The following is a 14,148-nucleotide window of genomic DNA, read 5'->3' as shown; positions in this document are numbered from 1 at the left end:
GAGGTTGTTGTGGCAAGAAATCCCAAGGTCGCTTTCATCGGAGCTGGCTCGACGGTGTTCATGAGGAACATCGTCGGCGACATATTGCAGCGTCCGGCCTTATCCGGCGCGACGATCGCACTGATGGACATCAATCCGCAACGGCTCGAGGAAAGCGCAATCGTGGTCGGCAAGCTGATCTCGACGCTCGGCGTGAGGGCCAAAGCCGAAACCTATTCGGACCAGCGCAAGGCGCTGGCGGGCGCCGATTTCGTCGTCGTCGCCTTCCAGATCGGCGGCTACGAGCCCTGCACCGTTACCGATTTCGAAGTTCCGAAGAAATACGGTCTGCGCCAGACCATCGCCGATACGCTCGGTGTCGGCGGCATCATGCGCGGCTTGAGAACCGTGCCGCATCTCTGGAAGATCTGCGAGGACATGCTCGCAATCTGCCCGCAGGCGATCATGCTGCAATATGTCAACCCGATGGCGATCAACACTTGGGCGATCACAGAGAAATACCCTGACATCAAGCAGGTGGGCCTCTGCCACTCGGTGCAAGGCACAGCGATGGAACTGGCGCACGATCTCGACATTCCCTACGAGGAGATTCGCTACCGCTCGGCCGGCATCAATCACATGGCCTTCTACCTGAAGTTCGAGCATCGCCAGCCGGATGGCTCCTATCGCAACCTCTATCCGGATCTGCTGCGCGCCTACAGCGAAGGGCGGGCGCCGAAGCCGGGATGGAACCCGCGCTGCCCGAACAGAGTGCGCTACGAGATGCTGAAGCGCCTCGGTTACTTCGTCACCGAGAGCTCCGAACATTTCGCGGAATACACGCCCTATTTCATCAAGGACGGGCGCGACGACCTGATCGAGAAATTCGGTATCCCGCTCGACGAATACCCGAAGCGCTGCATCGAGCAGATCGAACGCTGGAAGGGGCAAGCGGAAGCCTATCGCTCGGCTGACAAGATCGAAGTGGAGCAGTCGAAGGAATATGCGTCCTCGATCATGAACTCGGTCTGGACCGGCGAGCCGTCGGTGATCTACGGCAACGTCCGCAACAATGGCTGCATCACGTCATTGCCATATAATTGCGCGGCCGAGGTGCCATGCCTCGTTGACGCCTCGGGCATTCAACCCACCTTCATCGGCGACCTGCCGGTGCAGCTCACCGCGCTGATCCGCACCAATATCAACGTCCAGGAGCTGACGGTCCAGGCGCTGATGACCGAAAACCGCGAGCACATCTATCACGCGGCGATGATGGACCCGCATACGGCGGCCGAGCTCGACCTCGACCAGATATGGTCGCTGGTCGATGATTTGCTGGTTGCGCATGGCGATTGGCTGCCGGCCTGGGCGCGTGGAGCCCGCAGCGTTCGGGCGGCCTGAGTATCGGATACGGCTCGCGAGCAACCGTCGGCTGATGGGAAGTCATCGACGGCGCGCGGCTCTGGTGACGCAAGGCTGGTAGTCAGCGGTACGCGTTCAGTTCATGCGAACTTCCGGTTCGGCAAGCAGTGGAATCTCCAGGCCACGCCGCAAGCCGGTCGCCACGACCGATACCCTGAATTTTCCGGCGAGTGCCTTGTCGAAGATGGCGCCGACGATGATGTCGGCATCGTTGTCGACCTCCTCGCGGATGCGGGTAGCGGCTTCGTCGACTTCGAACAGCGTCATGTCCATGCCGCCCGATATCGAGACAAGGACCCCTTTGGCGCCCATCATCGAAGCTTCGTCGAGCAGCGGGTTGGCGATTGCCGCTTCCGCCGCCTTCTTGGCGCGGCCTTCTCCGGCGGCCTCGCCGGTCCCCATCATGGCGCGGCCCATGTCGCGCATCACCGACTTTACATCGGCGAAGTCGAGATTGATCAGGCCTTCCTTGACGATCAGATCGGTAATACAGCCGACACCCGCATAAAGAACCCGGTCGGCCATGGCGAAGGCGTCGGCGAACGTGGTTCTGGCGTCGGCGATCCTGAACAGGTTCTGGTTGGGGATGACGATGACGGTATCGGCGCTTTCGCGCAGGCGCTCGATGCCCTCGTCGGCAGCGTACATGCGGCGCCTGCCTTCGAAGACAAATGGCTTGGTAACGACGGCGACGGTCAGTATTCCGGCTGCCCGTGCTGCCTGCGCTATAACAGGCGCGGCACCGGTGCCGGTTCCGCCTCCCATGCCGGCGGTCACGAAGCACATATGCGTTCCAGCAAGGTGATCCATGATCTCGTCGATGGATTCCACGGCCGCGGCGCGGCCGACCTCGGGCAGGGACCCGGCGCCGAGACCTTCGGTGATATGAGCGCCCAACTGGATCAGCCTCGTTGCCTTCGACATCGCAAGGGCCTGGGCATCGGTGTTGGCGACGATGAATTCCGCGCCCTGCAGGCCTTCGGCGATCATGTTGTTGACGGCGTTGCCGCCGCCGCCGCCGACCCCGACGACGGTGATCTTGGGCCTCATCTCCGAGATTACCGGCCTCGTCGCGGTGTTCATTGCCGTTCTCCCTGGATACGCCGAGTGGTCGCTGGAAGCTTGTCCCGGGCGCACTGCGAAAACTTTGAACCGGGCAGTGCGAATCAGGACAGCCCAGAGTGCAGGGAATCAGAGCGCGGAGCGGGCTGCAAGTGCGCGATGTGCCTCATAGGCGACTTGCGCCTGAAAGTTTACGCAATGCGCCTTGATACAGTGCAGATCGTTGCGCGAGCCCCGCACGCTACAAGTTCGGCGCGAGGCACTGCGCGACATGGTCGGCAATCGCCAGGCAGGAGGTCAGGCCGGGGCTTTCGATGCCGAACAGGTTGACCAGGCTATCCACGCCGTGCACCGCCACGTCCTGGATGACGAAGTCGGCATTGGCCTCACCGGGACCGGACAGTTTTGGCCGGATGCCGCTGTAAGCGGGCTGCAGGCTGTCATCGGCCAGCTCCGGCCAGTATTTGCGGATCTCGCTGTAGAAGCGCTCGCCACGAGCTGGGTAGACGCGATAGTCGAGTTGATCGGTCCATTCGACGTCCGGCCCGAAGCGGATGACGCCGTCGAGATCGAGCGTCAGATGAACACCGAGCCCGCCGGGTTCGGGCACCGGATAGACCAATCGTGAGAACGGCGCCCCGCCGGTCACCGAAAAATAATTGCCCTTGGCATAATGGAGCTTTGGCACGAATTGCTGATTGAGCCCTTCAAGCGAACCTGCAAGTGCTGCCGCGCCAAGCCCGGCGGCATTGACGAAACGCGGAGTGGCGATCTCGAAGCGCTCGCCGCCGGCAGCGTCCACCGTCTCGAGCACGACGCGGCCCGCTTCGATGCGGCCGGAGGCGATGCGCGTGTTGAGACTAAGGGCCGCCCCGTGCGCTTCGGCATCGGCCAGCAAGGCGAGCATCAGGGCATGGCTGTCGATGATCCCGGTGGCCGGCGACAGCAACGCTGCCGTACACCTAAGGCTGGGCTCCAGCGCATGCGCCTCGGCTTCGCGCAACGGCACCAGGTCGCCGGCGCCGCAAGCGCGTGCATTGGCCCGGATTGAGGCGAGCACCGGCTCCTGTTCGGCATTTGTGGCAACGATGAGCTTGCCGCAGCGCGCGTGCGGGATCGCCCGCTCCTCGCAATAGCGATAGAGTCTTTCCCGGCCGGCCACGCAGAACCGGGCTTTCAGCGATCCAACCGGATAGTGGAGGCCGGCATGGATGACTTCGGAGTTGCGCGAACTTGTCCCGGTGCCGATAGCGTTCTCGGCTTCCAGGACCAGCGTATCGATGCCGCGCTGCGCCATCTCTCGCGCGATCGCCAGGCCTACAACGCCGGCGCCGGCGACAATGCAGTCGACATGGTCCACGGTTAGGTCAAGCCGAAGTTCTGCATGCGTCCACCCATCCGCTGGCCCTGTCGAAAGCGCTTGACACTATACCGTTCGAGAAAGATGCATCAAACGGCATAATGCACGGGGACCTGCCGAGCCGGCCCGGCGGCAGGACTGTTCCGCGTGCAGCACAGGAGCCATCATGGACGCACGACCGAATTCACCTGAAGCCCGCGACATAAGCTTTCACATGCATGGCTATACGAATGCGCGCAAGCATCAGGAGTCGGGGCCGCTCGTCATCGAGAAGGGCAACGGCATCTATGTCGAGGACCTTGCCGGCAACCGCTATATCGAGGCGATGGCGGGGCTCTGGAGCGTCGCGGTCGGTTTTTCGGAGAAGCGGCTGGTCGATGCGGCAGTACGGCAAATGTCGAAGCTGCCTTACTATCACGATTTCGGCTCCAAATCGCATTCGCCGCTGATCGATCTCGCCGAGAGACTGGTGCAGATGGCGCCGGTGCCGATGAGCAAGGCGTATTTCACCAATTCCGGTTCCGAGGCCAACGATACGGCCATGAAGATGATCTGGTACCGGTCGAATGCGCTCGGCCAGCCGGCGCGCAAGAGGATCATCAGCCGCAAGAAGGGCTATCACGGCGTCACCATCGCCTCGGCAAGCCTGACCGGACTGCCCAACAACCACACTTCCTTTGACCTGCCGATTGCCAATGTGCTGCACACCTCGACGCCGCACCAATGGCGCGAGGCGCTGCCGGGTGAAAGCGAAGAGCAGTTTTCGACGCGGCTCGCCGACGAGCTGGAAAAGCTGATCCTGGCCGAAGGACCGGAAACCATCGCCGCCTTCTTCGGCGAACCGATCATGGGCGCCGGCGGCGTCATCGTTCCGCCGGCCGGCTACTGGGAGAAGATACAGGCGGTGCTGTCGAGATACGACATCCTGCTCATCGCCGACGAGGTGATCTGCGGCTTTGGCCGAACAGGTGAGATGTTCGGCTCGCAGACCTTCGGCATCAGGCCTGACATCATGGTACTGTCGAAGCAGATCTCTTCGTCCTATCTGCCGATCTCGGCCCTGCTGATCAACGACAAGGTATTCGAGCCGATCGCCGATGAAAGCAATCGTATCGGCACTTTCGGCCACGGTTTCACCGGCGGCGGCCATCCGGTTGCGGCCGCAGTCGCGCTCGAGAACCTGAAGCTGATCGAGGAGCGCGACCTTGTCGGCAATGCGCGCACAGTCGGTGCGCATATGCAGAAGCGGCTGCGCACACTCGCTTCGCACCCGCTTGTCGGCGAGGTGCGTGGCGTCGGCCTGATCGCGGCGGTCGAACTGGTCGGCGACAAGCCGAACAAGGCGCCGTGGGACACGGTCGGGGCGCTGGGCGGGCTCGTCAACGGCTTCATGCAGCAGAACGGCGTCATCTCGCGCAATATGGGTGATGCGCTGGCTTTCTGCCCGCCGCTGATCATCACCGAGCCTCAGGTCGACCAGGTGATCGACGCGTTTGAACGGTCGCTCGAGGCTGCCGCCAAGGAGGTCCGATCGCAGAGCTGATCGTGCTATTTAGCGACGCCGACCGCATCCGGCACAACGACCAGCTTGCCGACGAAATCCTTGGCGATGAAATCGGCCTGGGCGCGATGGAAATCGGAGAGCTTGTAGACGCCGCCGACCAGCGGCCGGATCTTCTTCTCCTCGATGTAACGCACGATGCGGCGGAAATCCGCGCGTGTGCCCTGGCTCGAGCCATGCAGTTGCAGCTGTTTCAGGTACATGGTGCGCAGATCCAGCTGCACGACCGGGCCGGCAATTGCACCAGCCGTGGTATAGCGGCCTTCCGGCCTGAGGATGCGCAGCAGGTCGTTGAAGATCGCGCCGCCGACGAGATCGGCCACCACGTCGATCGGCTGGCCCTTGGTCGCCTCGCTGACCGCGGACGGCAGATCGGCAACGCCACGGGTGATCACCGCCTCGGCGCCGATATCACGCACCGCCTTTTCCTTGCCCTCGCCGGCAACGGCATAGGGAATGGCGCCGCGTGCCCGCGCCAGCTGCACGATGCCGAGCCGACGCCGCCCGAGGCGCCGGTGACCAGCACGCGCTCGCCGGCTTTCAATGCGGCGCGTTCCAGCATCTGTTCACCGGTGAGATAGGCGCAGCAGAAGGTGGCGAGTTCGACGTCGCTCAGATCGGTGCTGACGACATGCGCGTTCTCGGCCGGCACTGCCTGGTACTCGGCATAGCCGCCGTCGCGGCCGTGGCCCATATAGTCGATGTCGGCGAGTGAATCGTCGTCGCGATTGTAGATGGAGAAATCGACCATCACCCGCTCGCCGATGCGGGCCGGCGACACGCCTTCGCCGACGGCAACGATGTTGCCGACCGTGTCGGTGCCCTGGATGCGCGGGAAGGTCAGTGTGTTGCCTTGCCGCCGCCATGTCGACACGGCGGCTGCATCCTCCTCAGTGCCATAGGCGCCCTGGCGCACCCAGACATCGGTGTTGTTCATGCCGCAAGCGGTGACCGTGACCAGCACCTCGCCCGGAGCGGGCAAGGGCACTTTGACGTCAGTGCGGTAGACGAGCTTTTCCGGTCCGCCGTGCCCGATCAGCTGCACGGCGGCCATGGTGGCGGGGAGGGTTTTGGTCATGGCATTCATGTCGGTTCTTCAGATGCTGGCAAACACGCTCTTCACCGCGTCGGCCGTCTTGGAGACGACGATGTCGGCCTCTTGCCGTGTCAGGCAGAGCGGCGGCGCGAAACCGAGAATGTCGCCCTGCGGCATGGCGCGGCCGATGACGCCGCTTGCCGCAAGGGTGGTCGCGACCTGCGGTCCGATCTTTTGCGAGGCGTCGAAGAACACGCGGTCGTCCCGGTCGGCGACGAACTCGATTGCCGCCAGCATGCCGTCGCCGCGCACCTCGCCGACGTTTTTGTGGCCGCCGACGGCTTTCGTCAGCTCGGCGCGGAAATAGGCGCCGGTCTCGCCGGCGTTCCGCACCAGGTCCATCTCGTCGATCAGTTCCAGGTTGGCGACGCCGGCGGCCACGCAGATCGGATGCGCCGAATAGGTCCAGCCATGGCCGAGCGAGCCGAGCTTGTCGGAGCCTTGGACGAGCACCTGCCACACCTTGTCGGAGACGATGACGCCGGAGAGCGGCGCATAGGCCGAGGTCAGGCCCTTGGCGATGGTGATCAGGTCGGGCTTGATGCCGTAATGGTCGGAGCCGAACATGGTACCCAATCGGCCGAAGCCGGTGACTACCTCATCGGCGATCAAAAGCACATCGTATTTCTTCAGCACCGCCTGGATCTTTTCCCAATAGCCGGCCGGCGGCGGCACGATGCCGCCGGTGCCGAGGATCGGCTCGCCGATGAAGGCGGCGACCGTTTCCGGCCCTTCGGCGAGGATCATCTCCTCGAGCTTGTCGGCGCAGTATTGCGAAAACTGCTCTTCACTCAGCGAGCGGTCGGCGCGGCGGAAATAGTAGGGCGCCTCGGTGTGCAGGACCGGCGCACGCGGCAGGTCGAAGGCGTTGTGGAACAGGTCGAGGCCGGTCAGCGATCCGGTCATGATGCCGGAGCCGTGATAACCGCGCCAGCGCGAGATGATCTTCTTCTTCTCGGACCGGCCGAGCACGTTGTTGTAGTACCAGATCAGCTTGATGTTGGTTTCATTGGCGTCTGAACCGGAGAGCCCGAAATAGACCCTCGACATGCCTTGCGGCGCGCGGTCGATGATCATCTTGGACAGCGTGATCGACGCCTCGGTGCCGTGCCCGACATAGGCATGGTAATAAGCGAGATTCTTGGCCTGCGCGGCGATGGCGTCGGCGATCTTCTGGCGGCCATAGCCGACATTGACGCAGTAGAGCCCGGCGAAGGCGTCGATGCTCTTCTTACCGGTATTGTCCCAGATGGTGACGCCTTCGGCACCGGCAATCACACGCGTCGGGCTCTCGCCACGCGCATGGGTGCCCATATGGGTCGAGGGATGGAAGAAGTGATCGCGGTCCCAGGCGGCGAGTTCGTTTGACCGGTCGAGCATTTTTCTACTCCTGAGGGAAAGTGTCGGGCGCGGCTCACGCCACGTCGAGGCAGAGATATTTGAGATCGGTAAAGGCTTCGAGCCCGTGACGCGAGCCCTCGCGGCCGATGCCGGACTGCTTGACGCCGCCGAAAGGGATCGGCGCGCCGGTGATCTTGACGCGGTTGATGGCGACCATGCCATAGTCGAGCGCACGGCCCATGCGCAATTGCCTACCGCCGTTTTCGGTGACGACATAGGCGACGAGGCCGTACTCGGTGGCATTGGCGCGGGCGACGACTTCCTCTTCGCTGTCGAAGGGCGTCACGGCCGCAACCGGACCGAAGGTCTCCTCGCGCATGATCAAAGCGTCGTCTCCCACGTCGGCAAGCAGGGTCGGCTGGTAGAACAGCGGCCCGGCGGAATGGCGCTTGCCGCCGGTCAGGCAGCGCGCGCCTTTGGCGAGCGCATCGGCCACCTGCTCCTCGACCTTCTTGACGGCGCGTTCGTGCATCAAGGGTCCGATTTCGGTGTCGTCAGCCAGGCCATTGCCGGTCTGCAATGCCTCGACGCGTTTGGCGAAAGCAGCGCAGAACCGATCGTAGAGCGGACGCTGGACATAGATGCGGTTGGCGGCGAGGCAGTCCTGGCCGGAGGTCGCGAATTTCGCGTCGACCGCAATGGCGACAGCCTTGTCGAGATCGGCGTCGGCGAAGACGATCAGCGGCGCATGACCGCCGAGTTCCATCACCAGACGCTTCATCGTCGGCGCACTCTGTGCGGCGATCAGCCTGCCGATCTCGGTCGAGCCGGTGAAGCTCATGGCGCGAACGCGCGGGTCTTCGCACATCCGTCCAACGATAGTCGAAGCCCTGCCGGTGAGGACGTTGAAAACGCCAGCCGGCAGGCCGGCGCGTTCGCCAAGCTCGGCCAGCGCCAGTGCCGACAGCGGCGTTTCCGAGGAAGGATGCGCGACGATGGTGCAACCGGCGGCAAGGGCGGCAGCCGCCTTGCGGGTCAGCATGGCCGCTGGAAAATTCCACGGCGTGACGACGCCGACGACGCCGAGCGGCTCGCGCCGCACCATCATCTCGGTATCAGGCAGATGGCTGGTGACGCTTTCGGCGTTGAGACGTTTGGCCTCCTCGGCATACCATTCGACAAAAGAGGCGGCGTAGTCGATCTCGCCGAGCGATTCCTTCAGCGGCTTGCCTTGTTCGAGCGTCATCAGCAGAGCCAGGTCATTCTTGGCGGCGACGATCAGATCGAACCATTTTCGCAAGATTTTCGACCTTTCCTGCGGCAGCAATGCGCGCCAAGCAGGAAAGGCGCGCGATGCCGCATCGATCGCCAATGTCGTCTGCCGGGCATCGAGCGCGGCAACAAAAGCGACGGTGGATCCGGTGGCCGGATCGGTCACCTCGAAACTCTCCGCGGTCTCGCTCGCCGTCCAGTGGCCAGCGACATAGGCGAGTTCGCGCAGCAGCCGTCGGTCGGCGAGGCGATCAAGTGCTTCATGGCGGTGCGAGCGGGCAAAATGTGCGGACATCATCGGGCTCCCGGTTCGGGTAATGCCGCAAGACTATCTCTGCCGCGCAAACAGAGAGGCTGTTTGCGTGCCTGCACGTAGAGAGATTGTCTCTATTGCCCTGCCCAGCCAGACGATCTCTCCGGCATCAGGAAGATGCCGGCAACAGATCCGCCACTGGCAGCACACTCTCCTCCTTCACCGTCTTGGTGACGATGTAGGTGAAATAGCGGTCGATGCCGATCTCGCGTTCGAGCAGAGTGTCGACCAGCCGCTGATAGGCGTCGATGTCGCGCGCCATCACCTTCAGCAGGTAATCGACGCCGCCGCCGACAGACCAGCAGGCGACGATCTCGGGGATGTCGCGGATGACGCGCTCGAAACGGTCGAAATCGGCCTGGCGGTGACTAGCCAGCGTCACCTCCATCAGCACGGTAGCGACCGGCGAGATGGCGCGCACGGCGATCCTGGCATGGTAGCCCGAGACGATGCCGGCCTTTTCCAGTTTGCGCAGCCGCATCCAGCACGGCGTCGGCGACAGGCCGACTTTCTCGGCCAGCGCCAGCTTGGTGATGCGCCCGTCGCGCTGGATGGCGTCGAGGATCTTGAGATCGATCGGATCGAGTTTCGCTGCAGCCATGATCACCCACTTCCAGTGCCCGACACCATGACGGCGCATTATTTCGATTGTCAATTGCACTGATTTCGATCTCTAATAAGTCATGACATTTTGGCGACCAGATCCCGCTCTTATCCGGCGGCCGGCATATCAATCGCTCGCCGACCAGTTCGCGCGGGCCATCCATGACGGGCGTCTGGCCACTGGCGCGCGCCTGCCGACGCACCGGCAACTGGCCGACGATCTGAAACTTTCCGTGCAGACGGTCAGCCGCGCCTACGAGGAATTGATCCGCCGCGGGCTGGTTTCCGGCGAGGTCGGCCGCGGCAGCTTCGTGCAGACGCAGCGCCGCGAGCCGGAGCCGCCCTATCTGCCGGAGCGGCTGGGCGAGGTCATCGACCTCTCCATCCTGAAGCCGGTCTGCGAACCGATGCATCTGGAGCGGCTGAGGCAGGCGCTGGGCTGGCTCGCCGAAAACCTGCCGTCGAGCTCGGCGCTGTCGTTCAGGCCGAACATGGTGTTCCCGCGCCACCGCGCGGTGGGTGTCGAGTGGCTGCGGCTCTGCGGCCTCGACGCGTCGTCGCAGAACATCAGCCTGACCAACGGCGCCACCGCCGGGATGACGGTAGCGCTGATGAGCGTGGCGCCGCCCGGTTCGACCGTCGCCACGGAAGCGATCGGCCATCACACGCTGATCCCGCTGGCGCGCTATCTCGGCTTCAATCTCGAGGGTCTGCCGATCGACGACAATGGGCTGATCCCGGAAGCGCTCGACGAGGCCTGCCGGCTGTCCGACATCCGGGCCGTGTTCGTGCAGCCCTCGGTGATCAACCCGACGGCAACGCTGATGGATGCCGCCCGGCGCGAGCAAATCGCGGCGGTTGCGCGCAGGCACGACATCGCCATCATCGAGAACGATGTGCTCGGCCCGCTGGTCGAGGACCGGCCGCTGCCGGTCGCGGCGTTTGCCCCCGAGCGCACGCTCTACGTCACCTCCTTCACCAAGATCGTGGTGCCCGGCCTGCGCATCGGCTATCTCGCGGCACCCGATCGTTATGTCGCCGCGGTTGCCAACCGCCACCTGGTCTCGAACTGGATGGCGACTCCGATGGTGGCCGAGATCGCCAGCAAATGGGTGACCGACGGCACCGCGATGGAACTCGTTCGATGGCAGCGCCTGGCTTTGCGGCGGCGTCTGGACATCGCCGCCGAGGTGCTTGCCGGAGTGGATTATCGCGCTCATCGCGACGGGCTTCACGTCTGGCTGCGGCTGCCCGAGGATCGCGGCGAGGAAAGCTTTGTGTCCCAGGCGCGCCTGCAGGGCGTGGCGATTGCGCCCGGCACGTCGTTTCGCATTTCGCAGATGCCTTGGCATCCAGCCGTCCGGATTTCGCTGGGCTCGACCACGGAGGGGGAACTGCGTGCCGGTCTCGGCGTTGTCACAAAGCTTCTGCTCGGCGATCCCGAGCATCTCCTGCTTGCCATCTAGGCAACAAATGGCGGGGAATTGTGCGGAATTCGAAATATTGTCATGATATTATTTTCTTGATTGACATGATTTGCTGCGATCCGCATCGTTAAAGGCATAGCTTCTCCAGCACGGGAAATTCATTGTCGGCGCCCATCATCAAGATCGACGGCATTTCGAAAAGCTTCGGCACCTTCAAGGTGCTGGACGGCCTCTCGATGCAAGTCATGCCCGGCGAGAAGCTGGCGCTGATCGGCCCGTCGGGTTCGGGCAAGACGACGATCCTGCGTATCCTGATGACGCTTGAGCGCATCGACAGCGGCCACATCCAGGTCGATGGCGAACATCTGTACCACATGGAGCGTAACGGCCGGCTGCTGACGGCCGATGAACGGCATTTGGCAAAGATGCGCCAGAAGATCGGCATGGTCTTCCAACTGTTCAATCTGTTTCCGCACAAATGCGTCATCGACAATGTGACGCTGGCACCGATGCTGACCAAAGGCGTGCCGCGGGCCGCCGCCGAAAAGCGGGCGATGGAACTGCTCGACATGGTCGGCATGGTCGACAAGGCCAAAGCGATGCCGGCGCAGCTTTCCGGCGGACAGAAGCAGCGCGTCGCGATTGCACGGGCGCTGGCGCTGTCGCCGAAGATCATGCTGTTCGACGAGGTCACCTCGGCGCTCGACCCGGAGCTCGTCGACGAGGTCCTCAACGTCATGCGCAAGCTCGCCGCCGAGACCGACATGACCATGCTGCTGGTCACCCACGAGATGGGTTTCGCCCATGACTTCGCCGACCGGGTGCTGTTCTTCGATCGCGGCAGAATAGTCGAGGAAGGCAAGCCCGACGAGATTTTCCGCCATCCCAAACAGGAGCGTACGCAAGGTTTCCTGAAGAAGATCATTGCGGCCGGACATCGGGTCTGACTGCCATGCGAGGCGGCGACGCCTCAAGCAAGCCAAGAAGACAGACAAACAAGGAGTTGGGAACAATGAAGAAATTTGCCATTTTGGCCGGCGTCGCCGGTATTGCGCTGGCGGCGGTGCTGGCCGCCTCGACGGCCGGCTCGGCCGATGACAGCAAGCTCGAAGAGCTCAAGGCGCAAGGCTTTGCCCGCGTCGCTATCGCCAACGAGCCGCCCTATACGGCGGTCGCTGCCGACGGCAAGGTTTCGGGTGCGGCGCCTGACGTTGCCCGTGAAATCTTCAAACGTCTTGGCGTCAACGATATCGTCGCCTCGATCTCGGAATATGGCGCCATGATCCCGGGTCTGCAGGCCGGCCGTTTCGACGTCGTCACCGCCGGCCTGTTCATGAAGCCGGAACGTTGCGCTGCGGTCGCCTATTCGGAACCGGTGCTGTGCGACGCCGAGGCGATGCTGGTGAAGAAGGGCAACCCGAAAGGCTTCAAGAGCTACGAGGACGTCGCCAAGGACACCAGCGCGACGATCGGCGCACCGGGTGGCGGCACCGAGGAAAAGCTGGCGCTAACCGCAGGTGTGCCGCGCGAGCGCGTCATCGTCGTGCCGGACGGCCAGAGCGGCCTGAAGATGCTGCAGGACGGCCGCATCGATGCTTATTCACTGCCCGTGCTGTCGATCAACGACCTGGTCAAGAAAGCCAATGATCCGAACCTCGAAGTCATCGCGCCGGTGGTCGGTGCGCCGGTCTATTGCGACGGCGCAGCCTTCAAGAAGGGCGACGAAGCGCTGCGCGACGCCTATGATGTCGAGCTGGCGAAACTGAAGAAGTCCGGCGAGTTCGCCAAGATCATCGAGCCTTACGGCTTCTCGGCGGCGGCGGCAATGTCGACGAGCCGCGACAAGCTCTGCTCGGCGAAATAGGCGGGTCTTCCTTCTCCCCGTTCACGGAGAGAAGGAGGCCCGAAGGGCCGGATGAGGGGCAGCACAAAGTTCTGCCAAGCTGGCTCTGCCCCTCATCTGCCTGCCGGCATCTTTTTCCCGTGAACGGGGAGAAGGAGGCTGAAGCCAACGTCTCGCTGGACATTCAACGCGGAAACTCTCGACCCAATGACCCAATGGTCCGGCTATTTCGGCCTGATATTGCAAGGAGCACTCGTCACCATCGAGTTGACGCTGATGGGGTCGGTGCTGGCCTTGGTCATGGCCTTTCTTGCCGGGTTGGGGCGGCTGTCGCGGTTTTTCGTGCTGCGCGCGCTGGCCACCGCCTATATCGAGTTCTTCCGCGGCACCTCGATCTTCGTGCAGCTGTTCTGGGCCTATTTCGTGCTGCCTTTCGCCGGCATTTCGCTGACGCCGCTGCAGGCCGGCGTGCTGGCGCTGGGCCTCAACGTCGGCGCTTATGCGGCGGAAGTCGTGCGCGGCGCCATCAAGTCGATCGGCCGCGAACAATATGAGGCCTGCACCGCGCTCAATCTCGGCCGCTGGCAAGCCATGCGCCATATCATCCTGCCGCAAGCGCTTTTGGTGATGCTGCCGACCTTCGGCAACAACGCCATCGAGCTGCTCAAGGCCACCGCGGTCGTTTCGCTGATCTCGCTTGCAGACCTGACCTTCCAGGCGCAGGTGGTGCGCTCGCAGACCGGCAATACACTGGTGCCGTTCAGCACCATCCTCGTCATCTATTTCGTCCTGGCGCTGCTCATCTCCTGGGGCGTGCGGTCGCTGGAACGCCGCATGGCTCGTGGCCTCGACGGGGTGCGCGTATGATT

Annotated in this window: 11 protein-coding genes and 1 pseudogene; 6 read left to right on the top strand and 6 right to left on the bottom strand. The window is 63.3% G+C overall.

Features of this window, described 5'->3' with window-relative positions:
- The first annotated feature begins 9 nt into the window (after positions 1-9).
- Positions 10-1,380, top strand: a complete 1,371-nt coding sequence (locus NMG46_RS21010) for an alpha-glucosidase/alpha-galactosidase (RefSeq protein ID WP_254819489.1) — start codon at positions 10-12, stop codon at positions 1,378-1,380.
- 96 nt (positions 1,381-1,476) lie between these two features.
- On the opposite strand, the gene ftsZ is transcribed toward NMG46_RS21010, so the two are convergent.
- Positions 1,477-2,484, bottom strand: a complete 1,008-nt coding sequence (gene ftsZ / locus NMG46_RS21005; protein WP_023677189.1) for a cell division protein FtsZ — start codon at positions 2,482-2,484, stop codon at positions 1,477-1,479.
- A gap of 220 nt (positions 2,485-2,704) precedes the next feature.
- Positions 2,705-3,823 (bottom strand): NAD(P)/FAD-dependent oxidoreductase, encoded by a 1,119-nt coding sequence (locus NMG46_RS21000; RefSeq protein ID WP_254819488.1) that lies wholly within the window; start codon positions 3,821-3,823, stop codon positions 2,705-2,707.
- Between the two features lie 166 nt (positions 3,824-3,989).
- On the opposite strand from NMG46_RS21000, the gene NMG46_RS20995 reads away from it, so the two are divergent.
- Positions 3,990-5,366, top strand: a complete 1,377-nt coding sequence (locus tag NMG46_RS20995; RefSeq protein ID WP_254819487.1) for an aspartate aminotransferase family protein — start codon at positions 3,990-3,992, stop codon at positions 5,364-5,366.
- 5 nt (positions 5,367-5,371) lie between these two features.
- Here NMG46_RS20995 and NMG46_RS20990 read toward each other — a convergent pair.
- The 4 genes and pseudogenes from NMG46_RS20990 to NMG46_RS20975 form a co-directional block, all read right to left on the bottom strand.
- A pseudogene (locus tag NMG46_RS20990) lies at positions 5,372-6,471 on the bottom strand (alcohol dehydrogenase family protein).
- A 9-nt stretch (positions 6,472-6,480) separates the two neighbouring features.
- The gene (locus tag NMG46_RS20985; protein WP_254819486.1) at positions 6,481-7,860 is read right to left on the bottom strand and encodes an aspartate aminotransferase family protein; all 1,380 of its coding nucleotides are present in this window, start codon (positions 7,858-7,860) and stop codon (positions 6,481-6,483) included.
- A 34-nt stretch (positions 7,861-7,894) separates the two neighbouring features.
- Entirely contained in the window at positions 7,895-9,388 is a 1,494-nt protein-coding gene (locus NMG46_RS20980; RefSeq protein WP_254819485.1) for an NAD-dependent succinate-semialdehyde dehydrogenase, read from the bottom strand.
- A 127-nt stretch (positions 9,389-9,515) separates the two neighbouring features.
- A complete protein-coding gene (locus NMG46_RS20975; RefSeq protein WP_254819484.1) occupies positions 9,516-10,007 on the bottom strand; it encodes an Lrp/AsnC family transcriptional regulator in 492 nt (163 codons plus the stop codon).
- Positions 10,008-10,089: 82 nt separating this feature from the next.
- On the opposite strand from NMG46_RS20975, the gene NMG46_RS20970 reads away from it, so the two are divergent.
- The 4 genes from NMG46_RS20970 (at position 10,090) to ehuC (ending at position 14,146) form a co-directional block, all read left to right on the top strand.
- On the top strand, positions 10,090-11,475 hold the full coding sequence (locus NMG46_RS20970; protein WP_254819483.1) for a PLP-dependent aminotransferase family protein: 1,386 nt from the start codon (positions 10,090-10,092) through the stop codon (positions 11,473-11,475).
- Positions 11,476-11,597: 122 nt separating this feature from the next.
- Positions 11,598-12,383 (top strand): ectoine/hydroxyectoine ABC transporter ATP-binding protein EhuA, encoded by a 786-nt coding sequence (gene ehuA, locus NMG46_RS20965; RefSeq protein ID WP_302896818.1) that lies wholly within the window; start codon positions 11,598-11,600, stop codon positions 12,381-12,383.
- A gap of 65 nt (positions 12,384-12,448) precedes the next feature.
- The gene (gene ehuB, locus NMG46_RS20960; protein ID WP_254819482.1) at positions 12,449-13,300 is read left to right on the top strand and encodes an ectoine/hydroxyectoine ABC transporter substrate-binding protein EhuB; all 852 of its coding nucleotides are present in this window, start codon (positions 12,449-12,451) and stop codon (positions 13,298-13,300) included.
- 186 nt (positions 13,301-13,486) lie between these two features.
- Positions 13,487-14,146 carry an ectoine/hydroxyectoine ABC transporter permease subunit EhuC gene (ehuC, locus tag NMG46_RS20955; RefSeq protein ID WP_254819481.1) on the top strand — a complete coding sequence of 220 codons (660 nt, stop codon included), beginning with the start codon at positions 13,487-13,489 and terminating at the stop codon, positions 14,144-14,146.
- The last annotated feature ends 2 nt before the right edge of the window (positions 14,147-14,148 follow it).

It is taken from the genome of Mesorhizobium sp. LMG 17147, from assembly GCF_024297145.1.
Classification (GTDB): Bacteria; Pseudomonadota; Alphaproteobacteria; order Rhizobiales; family Rhizobiaceae; genus Mesorhizobium.
The sequence above is the reverse complement of the archived record's forward strand: the minus strand, read 5'-3'. Positions and strand labels throughout refer to the sequence as shown.

Coding starts and splice junctions, on each gene's coding strand:
- ehuB (WP_254819482.1), top strand. CDS start 12,449: ATGAAGAAATTTGCCATTTTGGCCGGCGTCGCCGGTATTGCGCTGGCG.
- NMG46_RS20985 (WP_254819486.1), bottom strand. CDS start 7,860: ATGCTCGACCGGTCAAACGAACTCGCCGCCTGGGACCGCGATCACTTC.
- NMG46_RS20975 (WP_254819484.1), bottom strand. CDS start 10,007: ATGGCTGCAGCGAAACTCGATCCGATCGATCTCAAGATCCTCGACGCC.
- ftsZ (WP_023677189.1), bottom strand. CDS start 2,484: ATGAACACCGCGACGAGGCCGGTAATCTCGGAGATGAGGCCCAAGATC.
- NMG46_RS20970 (WP_254819483.1), top strand. CDS start 10,090: ATGACATTTTGGCGACCAGATCCCGCTCTTATCCGGCGGCCGGCATAT.
- ehuC (WP_254819481.1), top strand. CDS start 13,487: ATGACCCAATGGTCCGGCTATTTCGGCCTGATATTGCAAGGAGCACTC.
- NMG46_RS20995 (WP_254819487.1), top strand. CDS start 3,990: ATGGACGCACGACCGAATTCACCTGAAGCCCGCGACATAAGCTTTCAC.
- NMG46_RS20980 (WP_254819485.1), bottom strand. CDS start 9,388: ATGTCCGCACATTTTGCCCGCTCGCACCGCCATGAAGCACTTGATCGC.